This window comes from Polaribacter vadi (genome assembly GCF_018861005.1).
Taxonomy (GTDB): domain Bacteria; phylum Bacteroidota; class Bacteroidia; order Flavobacteriales; family Flavobacteriaceae; genus Polaribacter; species Polaribacter vadi_A.
The window spans coordinates 39,307-54,607 of record NZ_JAHKQL010000022.1; the positions used below are offsets into that span (position 1 = coordinate 39,307).

The 15,301-nt window shown below is 28.3% G+C and carries 16 protein-coding genes; 3 read left to right on the top strand and 13 right to left on the bottom strand.

The annotated features are described in order from the left end of the window. Positions 1-68 precede the first annotated feature (68 nt). The 4 genes from secA to KO506_RS10945 all read right to left on the bottom strand — a co-directional run bounded on the left by secA (position 69) and on the right by KO506_RS10945 (position 5,069). Positions 69-3,407 (bottom strand): preprotein translocase subunit SecA, encoded by a 3,339-nt coding sequence (secA, locus tag KO506_RS10930; protein WP_215994949.1) that lies wholly within the window; start codon positions 3,405-3,407, stop codon positions 69-71. A 143-nt stretch (positions 3,408-3,550) separates the two neighbouring features. Continuing rightward, complete coding sequence (locus KO506_RS10935; protein WP_015479930.1) at positions 3,551-3,772, bottom strand: DUF2795 domain-containing protein; 222 nt, start codon at positions 3,770-3,772, stop codon at positions 3,551-3,553. Positions 3,773-3,944: 172 nt separating this feature from the next. Then, positions 3,945-4,517, bottom strand: coding sequence for a cob(I)yrinic acid a,c-diamide adenosyltransferase (locus KO506_RS10940; protein ID WP_215994950.1), 573 nt, complete (start codon positions 4,515-4,517; stop codon positions 3,945-3,947). A gap of 60 nt (positions 4,518-4,577) precedes the next feature. Continuing rightward, positions 4,578-5,069: a hypothetical protein gene (locus KO506_RS10945; RefSeq protein ID WP_215994951.1), complete on the bottom strand. Its 492-nt coding sequence runs from the start codon at positions 5,067-5,069 to the stop codon at positions 4,578-4,580. 83 nt (positions 5,070-5,152) lie between these two features. Between KO506_RS10945 and KO506_RS10950 the strand changes: the two genes are divergently transcribed. Next, a complete protein-coding gene (locus tag KO506_RS10950; protein WP_215994952.1) occupies positions 5,153-5,662 on the top strand; it encodes a DinB family protein in 510 nt (169 codons plus the stop codon). Positions 5,663-5,685: 23 nt separating this feature from the next. Beyond that, on the top strand, positions 5,686-5,910 hold the full coding sequence (locus KO506_RS10955) for a hypothetical protein (protein ID WP_215994953.1): 225 nt from the start codon (positions 5,686-5,688) through the stop codon (positions 5,908-5,910). A 65-nt stretch (positions 5,911-5,975) separates the two neighbouring features. On the opposite strand, the gene KO506_RS10960 is transcribed toward KO506_RS10955, so the two are convergent. The 3 genes from KO506_RS10960 to KO506_RS10970 all read right to left on the bottom strand — a co-directional run bounded on the left by KO506_RS10960 (position 5,976) and on the right by KO506_RS10970 (position 9,524). Next, positions 5,976-6,335: a hypothetical protein gene (locus tag KO506_RS10960; protein ID WP_215994954.1), complete on the bottom strand. Its 360-nt coding sequence runs from the start codon at positions 6,333-6,335 to the stop codon at positions 5,976-5,978. 184 nt (positions 6,336-6,519) lie between these two features. Further along, on the bottom strand, positions 6,520-7,245 hold the full coding sequence (locus KO506_RS10965; RefSeq protein ID WP_215994955.1) for a DNA/RNA non-specific endonuclease: 726 nt from the start codon (positions 7,243-7,245) through the stop codon (positions 6,520-6,522). Between the two features lie 71 nt (positions 7,246-7,316). After that, complete coding sequence (locus tag KO506_RS10970; protein WP_215994956.1) at positions 7,317-9,524, bottom strand: endonuclease MutS2; 2,208 nt, start codon at positions 9,522-9,524, stop codon at positions 7,317-7,319. Between the two features lie 63 nt (positions 9,525-9,587). Here KO506_RS10970 and KO506_RS10975 point away from each other — a divergent pair, with 63 nt between their 5' ends. Next, positions 9,588-10,253, top strand: a complete 666-nt coding sequence (locus KO506_RS10975; protein WP_215994957.1) for a uracil-DNA glycosylase — start codon at positions 9,588-9,590, stop codon at positions 10,251-10,253. Here KO506_RS10975 and KO506_RS10980 read toward each other — a convergent pair. The 6 genes from KO506_RS10980 to KO506_RS11005 form a co-directional block, all read right to left on the bottom strand. Next, positions 10,237-11,250, bottom strand: a complete 1,014-nt coding sequence (locus KO506_RS10980) for a glycosyltransferase family protein (RefSeq protein ID WP_215994958.1) — start codon at positions 11,248-11,250, stop codon at positions 10,237-10,239. The two genes, KO506_RS10975 and KO506_RS10980, sit on opposite strands and share 17 nt — an antisense overlap. 12 nt (positions 11,251-11,262) lie before the next feature. Then, positions 11,263-12,132 (bottom strand): UDP-2,3-diacylglucosamine diphosphatase, encoded by an 870-nt coding sequence (locus tag KO506_RS10985; protein WP_215994959.1) that lies wholly within the window; start codon positions 12,130-12,132, stop codon positions 11,263-11,265. Positions 12,133-12,427: 295 nt separating this feature from the next. Continuing rightward, positions 12,428-12,568, bottom strand: a complete 141-nt coding sequence (locus KO506_RS10990; protein WP_215994960.1) for a hypothetical protein — start codon at positions 12,566-12,568, stop codon at positions 12,428-12,430. 18 nt (positions 12,569-12,586) lie between these two features. Beyond that, complete coding sequence (locus KO506_RS10995; protein WP_215994961.1) at positions 12,587-13,447, bottom strand: substrate-binding domain-containing protein; 861 nt, start codon at positions 13,445-13,447, stop codon at positions 12,587-12,589. Next, positions 13,448-14,317: a nucleoside phosphorylase gene (locus KO506_RS11000; protein WP_215994962.1), complete on the bottom strand. Its 870-nt coding sequence runs from the start codon at positions 14,315-14,317 to the stop codon at positions 13,448-13,450. Beyond that, on the bottom strand, positions 14,318-15,262 hold the full coding sequence (locus KO506_RS11005; RefSeq protein ID WP_215994963.1) for a DUF1835 domain-containing protein: 945 nt from the start codon (positions 15,260-15,262) through the stop codon (positions 14,318-14,320). Positions 15,263-15,301 lie beyond the last annotated feature (39 nt).

Below are 15,301 nucleotides of genomic sequence, written 5' to 3' on the forward strand. Positions count from 1 at the left end.
AATTTCTAAACGGATTTTTTTTGTTTTGATCAATCCTACAAGGTTTAAAAAACTTGTAGGATAAAATTTTATTTGTTTACTAAAACAAACTCACCTTTTTCAATTAAAGGGATAGCTTGTTTGTATTTTACCTCTTTTTCTTCACCACTCATAACATTTTTAATAGTAACTCTTTCGTTTCTACCAATTTTAGGTTGTTCTCTAACTACAGTTTCAACAGGTTCTTGTTGTTGCTGTCTAGAATTTTGAATAGCTTGTTCAGTTGTGTTTTGCACATCAGCTTTGCTGGTATTTAACTGCTCTCTTTTTTCTTGACGAGCTTCAGAAATCTGATTTGATTGTTGAGGTAATTCTCCTTTAAATAAGAATGATAAAACTTCTTTATTTATTTCATCTACAGTTCTTTTAAACAATTCAAAAGCCTCGAACTTATAAATTAATAAAGGATCTTTTTGTTCATAAGAAGCATTTTGCACGGATTGTTTTAACTCATCCATTTTGCGTAAATGCTCTTTCCAGTTTTCATCAATAATAGCTAATGTAATGTTTTTCTCAAAATCTGTAATTAAAGATTTACCATCACTTTCATAAGCTTCTTTTAAGTTGGTAACAACCTGTAAAGATTTAATTCCGTCTGTAAAAGGAACTACAATTCGCTCATATCTATCACCTTCATTTTCAAAAACATCTTTAATAACAGGAAAAGCTAAAACAGCATTTCTTTCAATTTTTGCTTTGTAATGTTCTGTAACAATGTCGTATAATTTGTCTGTTAATTCTTTTTCAGACAATTTATTAAACTCATCTTCAGAAAAAGGAGAAGTCATAGAAGAGAATTTGATCAATTCAAACTCAAAATTCTGAAAATCTTTAGCGCCTTTATTTGCAAGTATAATAGATTCGCAAGTATCATAAATCATATTTGCAATATCTACTTGTAAGCGTTTACCATCTAAAGCATTTCTTCTTCTTTTGTAAACAAACTCACGCTGAGAGTTCATAATATCATCATATTCTAACAAACGTTTTCTGATACCAAAGTTGTTTTCTTCAACTTTTTTCTGAGCTCTTTCAATAGATTTTGTAATCATAGAATGTTGAATAACTTCACCTTCTTGTAAGCCCATTCTATCCATCATTTTGGCAATTCTCTCAGAACCAAAAAGACGCATTAAGTTATCATCTAAAGCTACATAAAACTGAGTAGAACCAACATCACCTTGTCTTCCTGCACGTCCTCTTAACTGTCTGTCTACTCTTCGTGAATCGTGTCTTTCTGTACCCACAATTGCTAAACCTCCAGCTTCTTTTACTTCTTTAGATAGTTTAATATCTGTTCCACGACCAGCCATATTTGTTGCAATAGTTACAACACCAGGTTTACCAGCTTCTGCAACAACATCAGCCTCACGTTTGTGTAATTTTGCATTTAATATATTATGAGGAATTTTACGCATTTGTAACATTCTACCTAATAATTCTGATATTTCTACGGATGTTGTACCAACTAAAACAGGTCTTTTTTGTTCTACTAATTTTACAACATCTTCTATAACTGCATTGTATTTTTCACGCGCAGTTTTGTAAACTAAATCTTCTTTATCATCTCTTTGAATAGGTCTGTTTGTAGGTATTTCTACAACATCTAATTTGTAGATTTCCCATAACTCACCTGCTTCTGTAATCGCAGTTCCTGTCATACCAGAAAGTTTACGATACATTCTAAAGTAATTCTGTAAAGTTACAGTTGCAAAAGTTTGTGTAGCATCTTCAATTTTACAATTTTCTTTTGCTTCAATTGCTTGGTGTAATCCGTCAGAATAACGACGACCGTCCATAATACGACCTGTTTGTTCATCAACAATCATTACTTTATTGTCCATAACAACATACTCAACATCTTTTTCAAAAACAGTGTATGCTTTTAAAAGTTGATTCATTGTATGAATACGCTCACTTTTTATGCTAAAGTCTTTATACAGTTCTTCTTTTTGCGAAGCTTTTTCTTCTTTAGTTATTTCAGAATTATCAATTTGACCAATTTCTACACCAATATCTGGTAATACAAAGAAAGTATCGTTGTTTGTTTTTTCTGATAAATGACCAATACCTTTATCAGTTAAATCAATTTGATTATTTTTTTCTTCTACAACAAACCATAAATCTTCATCTACTTCTGGCATCAACTTGTTGTTGTCTGCCATATATGTGTTTTCAGTTTTTTGTAAAATTTGTTTGATACCTTCTTGAGATAAAAACTTAATTAAGGCTTTATTTTTAGGTAAACCTCTGTAAACTCTTAATAATAAGAAACCACCTTCTTTTTCGTTTCCTTCTGCTAATAATTTTTTAGCTTCTGCTAAAACACCAACTAAATGCTTTTTTTGTAAAGCAACAATATCTGCAACTAAAGGTTTTAAGTCGTTAAATTCGTGTCTGTCTCCTTGTGGTACAGGTCCAGAAATAATTAAAGGAGTTCTTGCATCATCAATTAAAACAGAATCTACTTCATCAATAATAGCGTAATTTGGTGCTCTTTGTACTAAATCGTCTTTAGAGCTAGCCATATTATCACGTAAATAATCGAAACCAAATTCGTTATTTGTACCATAAGTAATGTCTGCATTGTAGGCTTTTCTACGTGCATCTGAGTTTGGCTGATGAAAATCGATACAATCTGTAGACAAACCATGAAATTCGAAAATAGGAGCCATCCAAGCTCTATCACGTTTTGCTAAATAATCATTTACTGTAACAACGTGAACTCCATTACCTGTTAAGGCATTTAAGTAAACTGGTAAAGTAGAAACTAATGTTTTACCTTCTCCAGTCATCATTTCTGCAATTTTACCTTGATGTAAAACAGAACCACCAATTAATTGTACATCATAATGAATCATATCCCAAGTAACAGGTTTACCTGCTGCATCCCAAGAATTTGCCCAGTAAGCTTTATCGTCTTCTAAAGTAATATGTTCGTTTGCTGAAGATAATTCTCTATCAAAAGGTGTTGCTGTAACTTCTACTTCTTCATTTTCTACAAAACGTTTTGCAGTTTCTTTAATTACTGCAAAAGCTTCTGGCATAATCTCAACTAAAGTAGCTTCAGAAATAGTATAAGCTTCATCTTTTAAACTATCAATTTCTGTATAAATGTCTTCTTGTCTATCAATATTTGCATCTTTAGCTTCTTGCTCTAATGCAGAAATTTTATCATCCAATTCTTTTGTAGCAGTCTTTAACTTATCTTTGAATTCTTGTGTTTTTGCACGTAATTCATCGTGTGAAAGTTTAGAAAGTGCTGCTTCAAATTTCTTTACATTTTCTACAATTGGTTGTAAAATTTTTAAATCTTTTTGCTGTTTATCACCTACAAAAAGTTTAATTACTGAATCTAAAATACCCATTTATTTATATGTTTTTTAGTTATTTAGCATAACTATGTTTGTTTTGTTAAATTTTAATTTTATCAATCAGAAAAGTATTTTCTTTTTTATAAGAAAACAAAAAAAAAGCCTCTTTAGAGACTTTTTATATTGTTTTGCATTATTTAGTATTCATCCTCATTCCAAAGATAATCATCTTCTGTGGGATAATCTGGCCAAATTTCTATGATAGAGTCATAAGCATCACCTTCATCTTCAATGTCCTGTAAGTTTTCTACAACTTCTAAAGGAGCTCCTGTTCTAATTGCGTAATCTATTAACTCATCTTTGGTTGCTGGCCAAGGTGCGTCTGCTAAATAAGATGCTAATTCTAATGTCCAATACATTTCTTACTGTTTAATTTTGTGCAAAAATAATTTTTTTGCGGAATTATGCAAGTCTTTTTTAAGAAATATACAATGAAGTTATTGTTAATTTTTATTTAACACTGTAAATCAGTACTTTGTATTTTTTATAAAAGTTAAAAATCCTTCAATAATCGATAAAAAAAGAACTTAGTTATTGTTTGGTAGGAATCCATTTAATTTCCTCTACTGCTAAGTCTAAAGACAATTTTCGTGCCAACACAAAAAGGTAGTCAGAAAGTCGGTTTAAGTATTTTAAGATGTCATTATTAATGTTTTCTTGGTCGTTTAACTCTACAGAAAGGCGTTCTGCACGTCTGCAAACACATCTTGCAACGTGACAGAATGACACAGCTTGATGGCCACCAGGTAAAATAAAATGCGTCATTTGAGGAAGTACAGCATCCATCTTATCAATTTCATTTTCTAAAAACTGAATGGAATTTTCATTAACTTTAGGTATATTTAAGCGCTCTTTACCAGATTTTAAAGTTTCTTTTTCTGGTGGAGTAGCCAACATTGCACCTAAAGTAAATAACTCATTCTGTATTTTTAGCAAAGAATTTTTAATTTCTTCACTAATTTCTTGGTCTTTTATTAAGCCAATATAAGAGTTTAGTTCATCAACAGTACCATAACTTTCTATGCGTAAATTGTATTTTTTTACTCTAGAACCGCCAAAAAGAGCAGTGGTTCCTGCATCACCAGTTTTTGTATATATTTTCATTAAAAATGAGTTTCGAAATTGAAAAGTGTAAAGTTACAAAGTTTAAGCTTTAAAAAAATATTAAACTCTAATTCTAAAATCTTCTTTAGCTTGTTCTTTTCTGATGAATATTAACCCCCAATAAAATAGATTAATACTTACAGTTAAATCATTTTTTTTGATGATGTTTTGCCACTCTTGTTCTGTTTTTTTTGTTTGATAAATGCCATCAACAAGAATAATGTGTTTCGAGGTTAAATTTGTAAAGTCTATATTTTTAAATAGTCTTAAATTATTGATATATAGTATTTTATAATTTCTAGATTTTTCTGTAAAACTAGAGATATCAAAAGAGATTTTATTAATTTTAAAATAAATCAGAATATTAGAAAGTATTTTTCTTTGTTTTTTTGATAGGCTTTTTAGTTCTGAATATTTATCAAAATTAATAGTTTTATTTTTTTTTTGATACAAGCCTTTGGTAACAAAATCAAATACAAAAGGAGAATGCACTCCATGCTGATTTGTTGATTTTAATAAAAATTTGAGATAAGAATTTGATATAGAAAACATTTATAAATTGAATCTTTTTTAAGAGTATATATTTTATATAAAATGATTAAATTCGTGAAACAAACATACATAATTCTATTTTAATGATTCCAGAAAATGAATACGCTCCTTACTACAAACAATACGTTAAAATGATTGAGAGTAATGGGAAATCTCTGTTAGATAATTTATATGATTCTCAAAAGGATTTTGAAAATACATTAAGATATATAAATATAGAAAAAGGAGATTTTGCTTATGCAGAAGGTAAATGGACCTTGAAAGAATTGATACAACATGTTATAGATACTGAACGTGTTTTTTGTTATAGAGCCTTGTGTTTTGCAAGAAATGATAAAACAGAATTGCCAGGTTTTGATCAAGATTTATTTGCGGATCATTCTAAAGCGAATCAAAGAGAATATTATGATATTTTAGATGAGATGGATGCTTTAAGAATTAGTACTATTCACCTTTTTGAGAGTTTTTCTGATAGAGATTTACTGAAAATAGGTATTGGTTCTGGTAACAATATGTCTGTTAGAGCATTAGGTTTTATTTTTTCTGGACATCAAACACATCATTTAAATATAGTTAAAGAAAGATATTTGTAAGTTTGCAGAAATAATTTGATATAATGACTTTACCAAAATTTTTATTGGCAGATAATAGTGAGTTTCCTGAAGATATTTTTGTTTTACATACAGAATTTCCGCGTTTTATGATAAATCTTAAAGATGATGAAGTAGAATGGTTCGAAGATTTAACAGGAGAAAATGAAGAAGATATTGCTACTGAGTTAGCAGACTTAATGGATAAAGCTGGTGAGTTTTACGATGCTGAAATGAAGTTATACGAATAAAAAAATGCCTAAATTAGTATTTAAACTAATATTAGGCACCAACTAACCAACCAGTTGTTTTATTTTTAAGCTTTTAATTTTACAGGTATTCTGTAAATCTCACCTTTTTTTGTTCCTTTTACAGAGATTTTTTTATAGTTTAATTTATTTTTTACAAAAGAACTAAACTCAGTAACTTCAGAATCTACAGAAACAATAATAACTTCATTTTCGTTGTTTATCATAAAAGAGATTTCTGCAGATGTTGTGTCTTCAAGTTCTACTTGAATTTCATTACCTAACATAGAAACAATCTCTGTTCTTAATATGTTAGAAATTTTTGCTTTTTCTTTTGCTGTTTCAGTTTTTTTCTCAGTTGCTGTTGCAGAAAAAGTAGTTGCTAAAGTAATTGCAATAATGGCGATAATAGATTTTAAATTTTTCATTTTAAGTGTGTTAAGTTAAACGATATATTGAAAAGACGCTCAATCTTTAAAAACGTTTCACCAAAAAAATGACTTTAATAATTTCTTAACATATTTTAAATGTTCTTAACAGATTTTAACTAAAATATTATGGATTCTATTAAATTGATAAATGAATTGAAGTATGTTGTTTTAAATAGATGGTCTATTTATATTTCCAAATTTTCTTGATTTTGTTTTTATCTCTTGTTATTTTGGTACCTAATAAACTTTCCCATAAAAATAAACCTGATATCTTTTCAATTTTACTTGTAGGAACTTGAAAGGTTTCTAAATCTTCATCTGTGGCTTCATTAGGTATAATAAAAGACCAAATATGTAAAGTACCTCTATGGTTTTCTGTAAGTATAGATTTAAAGTAGGAGTGTGGTATAGGTAAAGTTACACCTTCTGCCTTTTTAGAATCTATTACTTTAACTTCTGTATCAAACAAAAACAAAGGACCAGAAATTACATAAGTTTCTAAAATGTTTTTTTGACTATCTAAAACTCTAACAGCATTTTCTAAACGTTTCCAGATACCTTTATTAAAAGAAGGTACTTGAGGTGTCATATTAGATAATAGAAAAGTTTCACTATTTTGAATCTGAGTTTCAAATTGATTAGCACTTGCTACTAAATGACCTCTGTTAAAACCAGAATTTAAATAATCTGCTAAATCTGCTCTAAACATTTCAGGAATTCTGTAATCAGGTCTAAAATTATCTATTCTTTCAATATCAGTTCTATCTTTGTCTATAATTTCTAGAGCCCATTTTGCTTGCCTAAAATAATAGGAGTAACCTAAAACATAATGACGATTAAAGAGAATTTGATCTGCAGCAGGTAATCCATATCTAGTTTCGCGTTTTAAATTAGATTGTGTAATCATAGCTAAAGTTTTAATAATTAGTTAGATGACCAATATAATTTTAAAAATCGAAATTTAAAATAGGAAAAACCTTATTTCTTTGCTTTTTCTACCAATTCTAGTTTTTCAAGTGAAGTTTTGGTGGTAAAAATTCCGTAATTGATAGTTACACTTTTCTTATCAATCCTATCAATAGTACCTACAGAATTGGAATCTATAATTCTAACTCTATCATTTATTTTATAAATGTATTCAGATTTTTCTTTAGCAATTTTAGCAGCTTCAATCTTTTTTTCTTTTCTAACTTCAACAACTTTTTCTAAAACTTCTTTTTCTACCTTTTTTATAGTTTCTTGTATTTGTTTTGCAACAACTTTTGCTTTTTGCTTTTGTGCTTTTGTTTTAGGTTTAATAGGGTTTTTCTTTACATGCCTTACTTTTTCGTCTGCTACCCATTTGTTAAAATTAGCATTAAGCTCCTTTTTATTATTGGTTTGAAAGTATTTGTTAAGCAATTCATTAGTTTTTCTACCCAATGAAAGCATTTTCTGATTTTGATCATAAAGTTCTTGAAAACCAGATAATTTATCTTGAATTCGTTGTTCTTTTTCTTGTAAGCTATCTAAATGCTCTTGACCTTTAGATTTTTGTTTCTCTAGATTATCAGAATTTTTTTGTAGTCTATTTCTTTCTTTTTGTAGTTTAGAGATGGTTTTGTCTAAACGCACTTTTTCAGTTTCTACTCTTTTTTTAGCTTTGTTAATTAAGCTATAAGGTATTCCGTTTTTCTGAGCTACTTCAAAAGTAAAAGAACTACCTGCTTGACCAATAAATAAACGATATAAAGGTTCTAAAGTACGTTCATCAAACTGCATATTTGCATTGGTAACATTCTCTAATTCGTTGGCTAAGACTTTTAAATTTGAATAGTGAGTTGTTATAATTCCGAATGCTTTTTTATGATAAAATTCTTCTAAGAAAATTTCTGCTAAAGCTCCACCCAATTCTGGGTCTGAACCTGTACCAAATTCATCAATTAAAAACAAAGTGTTCTCATTACACTTACGTAAAAAATAACGCATGTTTTTAAGTCGATAACTATAGGTACTTAATTGGTTTTCAATGGATTGGTTGTCTCCAATATCAGTTAAAACAGTGTCAAAAATATAGGTTTCACTGCGTTCATCCACAGGAATTAAAATTCCACTTTGCACCATAATTTGCAACAAGCCAATAGTTTTTAAGGTGATACTTTTTCCACCAGCATTAGGACCCGAAATTACTATTATTTGTTGATTTTCATCTAATTTTATAGTTTGTGCAACAGTGTTTATTTTTTGTTCTTTATTTTTTTTCCATAATACAGGATGATAAGCATTCTTAAAAAATATCTTTTTATTGTTAGATATTTTTGGAAGAATTGCATCCATTTCTAGTGCATATTTTGCTTTTGCACCAATTGCATCTGTATGAATTAAAAACTGAATATATTCATTTAACAATGTAACACAAGGACGAATTGTAGTGGCTAAAGCACGCAATATTTTTACAACTTCTTGCTTTTCTTCGTAAACTAAATTCTGATATTCTCTACTATAAGAAAGTGTTGCTTGTGGTGCAATATAAACGATATTACCAGATTTAGAAGACCCTAATAAACTACCTGCAACTTTTCTTCTGTGCATTGCAGAAACAGCTAAAACCCTTTGGTTATCTACAACTGTTTCTTTAATATCATCTAAATGACCAGCTGCAATTGCTTTAGATAATGCTGATGTAAAACTAGCTCCGATTTTACCACGAACATTATTAATATCTCTTCTAATTTGTTTTAAAGAAGGTGATGCATTGTTTTTAACTTCACCAGAAATATCTATAATTTTCTTTATTTCATCATCTACAAAAGTGGTGAATTCTATTTCTTGAGAAAGCTCGTAAAAGGTTGGAAACTGAATTTGAAATTTCTTAAAAAACTTAATCAATTCATTTACGGTAAGTGAAGTTGTAGCTATTTTTAAAAAAGCATCAGTTTCTATAAAGCTATTTTCTATGGCTAAACGCTTTACATTTTCTATAATATTATCAAATCCGTGATTAGGAACTCTGTTTTCACTTTCAAAAGAAGATAAATACTCATCTACTAAATGCAGTTCTTTAAACAGTTCTTTACGATGCTGAATTGGTTTAGTTTCAAAGATCTTTTCTTTACCTAAACTAGAAATGCAAAATTCTGAAATGTGTTGTAAAACCGTAGAAAATTCTAAATCTTGAAGTGTTTTCTCTGAAATGTTCGTTCTCAATATTGTATTTTTGAATTCTTTTTTGAGTGATTATTATCACTAATAACAACAAAAATAGGAACTATGGAAGTAAAAATAGCTGATTCTTGGAAAAATATCTTACAACCAGAATTTGATAAACCTTATTTTAAAGAATTGACCGATTTTGTGAAATCTGAATATGAAAATTATACTTGTTATCCGAAGGCAAAAGATATTTTTACAGCTTTTGATTTTTGTTCTCTAAACGATTTAAAAGTTGTTATTATTGGTCAAGATCCTTATCATGGCCCAAATCAGGCAAATGGTTTGTGTTTTTCTGTTAAAGAGGATGTTAAACATCCCCCTTCTTTAGTAAATATTTTTAAAGAAATTTCTTCGGATTTGAATCAAGAATATCCACAAAGTGGAAATTTAGAAAAATGGGCAAAGCAAGGTGTTTTGTTGCTAAATGCAACACTTACAGTTAGGGCGCATGAAGCTGGTAGTCATCAAAAAAAAGGATGGGAAACTTTTACAGATGTAGTTATCAAACAAATATCCGAAGAAAAAGAAAATATTATTTTTTTACTTTGGGGTGGTTTTGCTAAGAAAAAAATGAAATTAATTAACAAAAAGAAACATCAAATATTAACATCTGGTCATCCATCACCATTAAGTGCAAATAGAGGTTATTGGTTTAATAACCAGCATTTTTCTAAAACAAACGAAATTTTAAACAGTATAAATAAGTCTAAAATACAATGGTAGATATAAGTGTTTCGTTATAATAAGGCAATAAGATAGCTTCTAAAATATCTTCTGTTGTATCTTCGTAATTTACGTCTATTAGATTCTCTGCCTGAATCCACTTTGCAATTTTTGTAATTCTTTTTTTGCTTAACTTCTTTAAAACTGGCACACCCATTTCTTTTAAAGCAAGTGCATTGCATTTTTGCTCATATTGGTTTTTCATTGGTATTACCATCAATTTTTTTCTTAAAAATAAAGCTTCTGATGGTGTTTCGAATCCTGCACCACAAAGTACACCACTAGAAGAAGCCATACTTTTTATAAAATCGAATTCGTTAACAGGATAAATGGTTATGTTTTTTCTGAATATTAAACTCGTAGTTTCTTTAGAAAAAATGTGCCATTTTACAATTGGTATTTGAGATAATACTTTTACAATTTTATCATGATTATAAGATGGCAGATATACTGTAAAATGCCCTTTGTTTGTAATTTTTTTATTACGAATTTTTTTTCTTATTATGGGTGTAAATGTAGTATTACTATATGTTTTAAAATGAAAACCAAATTTTGAATTAGCAGGTGCATAATATTTTAAAATAAGTTTTTCTATAAAATGTTTACTGTATTTTGGTGCTGCTTTATCTGATACTGCATTTTGATGACTTAAAGAAACAATGTTTACATTATTAACTTTTGCAGCCCAAGCAGAAACTGGCTCAAAATCGTTTAAAACTAAATCGTATTGTTTAATTGGTAATTCTTTAATTTCTTTAAAAAAACGAGACAATTTCATTTTTTTATAACTAGCCCAAAAATCGATACCTCCTTTATTACCAAAAGTATAATTTAAACCATGTATTTTATATTTTATTGGGTAGCCTAATTCTAAATTATTCTCATTACCACTAATTAGAATATCTAAATCGCCTTTTTCTTGTAAAATAGGAATAATTTCTTTGGCTCTGGTTATATGTCCATTTCCTGTACCTTGTATTGCATATAGTATTTTCATAATAAAAATAATTTATGTTTTTCTAATATCAAATTCTCTTAACAACTCATTAAAAAGTATGTTGTGTTCTTTTTCTTTGTTTTTCTTTTTTTCTTTTTTGGTTTCGTTTACCTCAAAACCTTTTGCAACATCGTCTTTAGCATATTCGTATAAAGACCATTCTTTTTTATTGTATTCTAGAGCTGTTAAATTTTCTATCCAATCACCAGAATTTAAATAAATAGTTTTTCCTTTTTGATTTTTAATTTTTTTGATTTCTGGTTGATGTATGTGCCCACAAACCACATAATCGTAGTTGTTGTCAATAGCAATATCAGAAGCAGTTTTCTCAAAATCATTTATAAATTTTACAGCGCTTTTTACACTGTTTTTTATTTTTTTAGAGAGCGATAATTTTCCATAACCAAAAAGCTGACTAACCCAATTCATAAAAGTGTTTAAAACAATTAGCAAATCGTAACCTTTGCCACCTAATTTAGCCAACCATTTAGAGTGTTTCATTGTTACATCAAAAACATCTCCATGAAAAATCCAAGCTTTTTTACCATCTAGATTTAAGATTATTTTATTTAAAATCTTAAAATTTCCTAGTTGAAAACCTTTGAATTTTCTTAGCATTTCATCATGATTACCTGTAATGTAATATACTTTGGTGTCTTTAGATAAAAGTGATGTTAGATGTTTTATAACATTCATATGCGATTTAGGAAAAAATCGTTTTTTAAATTGCCATATATCTATGATGTCTCCATTTAGAATTAACGTTTCTGGCTGAATGGTTTTTAAGTAATTTAATACTTCTTTTGCTCTGCAACCATAGGTTCCTAAATGAATATCAGAAATTACAACTAGTTCTACTTTACGCTTTTTAGTTTTTTTCATTTTAAATAGTTAATTACAGAAGCTAGATCAACTATTTTTAGATTAGATAATAAGTTTGTAACTTGATATTTACTATACATAAAAATCTATTTTGCTCTTGTTTTAACAAAAATAGAAGTACAATGTGTTTTTAGGGTAAATTTAAAATGAATAAAAAGTAAGTTTAACCTTATTAAAAAGTTTGTAGAATGTTAATAAAACATTAATTATTAAGGTTTTAGTAAGTGGTTAAGGAGGTAAATCCACTTTTAAAAGTGGATTTTATTGAATTTAAAAATTAAGAAACAAGTAAAATTTAACTTAAATCTACTTGTTGTAATGTTGTTGGATTTGTTGTGTTAAGCTCTGCTAATCCGCAAGAACTAGAAGTACTTCTACAAGATGAAAAACAAATAATTCCTAAAATACAAATTACAATAAATACTGCTTTTTTCATTTATATACTTTTTATGATTTAAATGTACATATTTTTTATGAATTTTCCTGAATTTTTCTTCTTTTCAATAACGTTAAACTTTACCATTTTATTTTGAATGCGTGTAATTAAATTTTTTGTTATTGGTTTGCCTGCATTCCATTCAGTTATTTTTAACCACTGCTTAATGTCATTTAATTGCTGTTCGTATCTGTATGCTAGAGTTTTATCTATGTCTTTAACCTTCTTGAAATCTTTAGTTTGGTTATTTATGATGTCTAAAACTTTTTTTACTTCGTTAAAGTTATTTTCTAAAACTTCGTTTCTAACAGCAACTACAAAACAAGGCCAAGGAGTAGGGCAATCGTCTATTCTTCTAAATGTGCCATTATCTACTAAAGGTTTTGTGGTAAAATGTTCCCACATAAAATAATCTGCTTCTCCATTTGTAAGTGCATCAATACCACCTTGTAAATTTTTAATTACTTTAAATTTTAATTTAGTAACATCCCAACCTTGGTTGTATGCATTTACAATTGCCATTAAATGTGATCCAGAACCAAACCTGCTAATTGCAATTGTGGCATGTTCTAAATCTTCTATTTTTTTAAATGATGATTTTGCGCCTACATGAATACCCCAAATTAAAGGAGTTTTTACAAATGTCTGTACAATTTTGGAAGGATTACCATCTGCAATATCTTTAATAATGCCTTCTGTTAATACTATAGCAATATCTACAGAGCCATCTCTTAATGCTTTGCACATTTGCCCTGTACCACCAGGATAATCTTGCCAACGTAAATTAATATTATGTTTATTGTATTCTTTATTTTTTAGAGTAATGTACCAAGGATAATTAAAATGCTCTGGTACACCACCAACTTTTAAGTTAGTCATTTAATCTACTAATTTTTCTAATGTATATTTTATTAAATCAGCAACAATTTCTTTTGGATTTGTACTAAACGTACCATTTGCTCTATTTGCAATAATTGCATTCATAGAAACTGCATTATGACCTAATAATTTCGATAATCCATAAATGGCAGAAGTTTCCATTTCTAGATTGGTTATTCTATTACCATTAAAAGAAAAGCTATCAATTTTGTTATTTAAATCTGCGTCTTGTAAAGCTAATCTTAACACTCTACCTTGTGGTGCATAAAAACCACCTGCAGTTGCTGTAATACCTTTATAAACTTTTTTTGATGCTATTTTTGATGCCAATTCACCAGCGTTAGCAATTAATAAAGGATACGATTTTTTAGAGCTCCAATTGGTATGTTTTACAAAAGCGTCTTCAATTTCTGGATGCGAAATTTTATCAATTTGGTAAGCATGTAGCATTCCATTTAAATCTAAAGCATAAGAGCTTAGTAAAAAAGAATCTACAGGAATGTCTTTTTGTAAAGAGCCAGAAGTACCAATTCTAATAATATTTAAGGCAGTATGTTCTTTTTTAATTTCTCTAGTTTCTAAATCAATATTTACTAAAGCATCTAATTCGTTTAGAACAATATCTATATTATCAGGACCAATTCCTGTAGAAATTACAGAAATTTTCTTGTTTTTATAGTAACCTGTTGTTGTTTTAAATTCTCTTTTTTGTGTGGTAAACTCTATAGAATCGAAATGTTGTGTTACTTTATCAACTCTATCTTGGTCACCAACAAAAATTATATTTTTTGCAATATGTTCTTTTCTTAAATTTAAATGATAAATACTCCCATCAGGATTTAAGATAAGTTCAGAAGGTTTAATAGGCATTTAAGATGTAATTTGTAACAGCTTGTTAGATTGATTATGGTATAAGAAGCTGTATTTTTTTGAACCCCCAAGATAAGAAATATCATTTCTTAATTGGCCATAATAATTAATTTCATTTTCTAATACTTCTTTTCCTTTTTTGGTTAATCGAACAGGATTAAAAGAATGAAATAGTTTTCTTAATTCATTAATTTTATTTTCGTATTGTAAATCACCAAAACCATAAACTTCACCACCATTTAAAAGTTGACTTATTAATTCTTTTTTAGATGTTGGTTTTTGATTTAATGCAGTTTCTAGAATTGTGTTTTCAACTTTGTTTAATCCATTTTCTATTGAAGGAAAACGTAATAAATGCGCTTCTATAGCAGAAGCTAAATATTGAAAAGGAGACATTGGGTTAAATTTATATACAGTTTCTAAACGAAGAGGGGAGTCTGAACAGTATAATTGCCATATGTAATCAGCATATTCAACATCATCTTGGGTTAATTCAATTCTGTTTTTAAAATGGTTATGAATTTGTTTTTCATTTAATTCTGGTAAACCAAACATTTTTTTAGAATTACCAACTTTACCACTGCAAACTAAAGAAATATTGTATCCTTTTCTGTATCGTTTTAACCAACTGATTACAGCAATCATATTTATTTGACAAAATAAATCGTGCTCAAACCACAAAACAATTTCTTTTTGTTTTTTTTCGTTACAAAGGTTTCTATATTCTTTAATAGTATAATCAATAAACTTTTGTTTACTAACTTTATATGAAGATTTAAAAAAATCGTATCTATTTTTCCAGAAAGTTTCACTACCAACATCTGTAGTAGTTTTACCTTCGCACAACATCTCTCTCCAAGTAATAAATTCTCCTTTATATTTTAATTTTTTAAGATAGTTAGTTGTACTATCACCATTTGTAATGTGTAATATTGAGCCCCCCATAATTGAAAAAAAACGTTTTTATATAGTTTAGTTAGTTGT

Excerpts from the sequence above, each read along its gene's own strand:
- secA (WP_215994949.1), bottom strand. The coding sequence starts at position 3,407 with ATGGGTATTTTAGATTCAGTAATTAAACTTTTTGTAGGTGATAAACAG.
- KO506_RS10935 (WP_015479930.1), bottom strand. The coding sequence starts at position 3,772 with ATGTATTGGACATTAGAATTAGCATCTTATTTAGCAGACGCACCTTGG.
- KO506_RS10940 (WP_215994950.1), bottom strand. The coding sequence starts at position 4,517 with ATGAAAATATATACAAAAACTGGTGATGCAGGAACCACTGCTCTTTTT.
- KO506_RS10945 (WP_215994951.1), bottom strand. The coding sequence starts at position 5,069 with ATGTTTTCTATATCAAATTCTTATCTCAAATTTTTATTAAAATCAACA.
- KO506_RS10950 (WP_215994952.1), top strand. The coding sequence starts at position 5,153 with ATGATTCCAGAAAATGAATACGCTCCTTACTACAAACAATACGTTAAA.
- KO506_RS10955 (WP_215994953.1), top strand. The coding sequence starts at position 5,686 with ATGACTTTACCAAAATTTTTATTGGCAGATAATAGTGAGTTTCCTGAA.
- KO506_RS10960 (WP_215994954.1), bottom strand. The coding sequence starts at position 6,335 with ATGAAAAATTTAAAATCTATTATCGCCATTATTGCAATTACTTTAGCA.
- KO506_RS10965 (WP_215994955.1), bottom strand. The coding sequence starts at position 7,245 with ATGATTACACAATCTAATTTAAAACGCGAAACTAGATATGGATTACCT.
- KO506_RS10975 (WP_215994957.1), top strand. The coding sequence starts at position 9,588 with ATGGAAGTAAAAATAGCTGATTCTTGGAAAAATATCTTACAACCAGAA.
- KO506_RS10980 (WP_215994958.1), bottom strand. The coding sequence starts at position 11,250 with ATGAAAATACTATATGCAATACAAGGTACAGGAAATGGACATATAACC.
- KO506_RS10985 (WP_215994959.1), bottom strand. The coding sequence starts at position 12,132 with ATGAAAAAAACTAAAAAGCGTAAAGTAGAACTAGTTGTAATTTCTGAT.
- KO506_RS10990 (WP_215994960.1), bottom strand. The coding sequence starts at position 12,568 with ATGAAAAAAGCAGTATTTATTGTAATTTGTATTTTAGGAATTATTTGT.
- KO506_RS10995 (WP_215994961.1), bottom strand. The coding sequence starts at position 13,447 with ATGACTAACTTAAAAGTTGGTGGTGTACCAGAGCATTTTAATTATCCT.
- KO506_RS11000 (WP_215994962.1), bottom strand. The coding sequence starts at position 14,317 with ATGCCTATTAAACCTTCTGAACTTATCTTAAATCCTGATGGGAGTATT.
- KO506_RS11005 (WP_215994963.1), bottom strand. The coding sequence starts at position 15,262 with ATGGGGGGCTCAATATTACACATTACAAATGGTGATAGTACAACTAAC.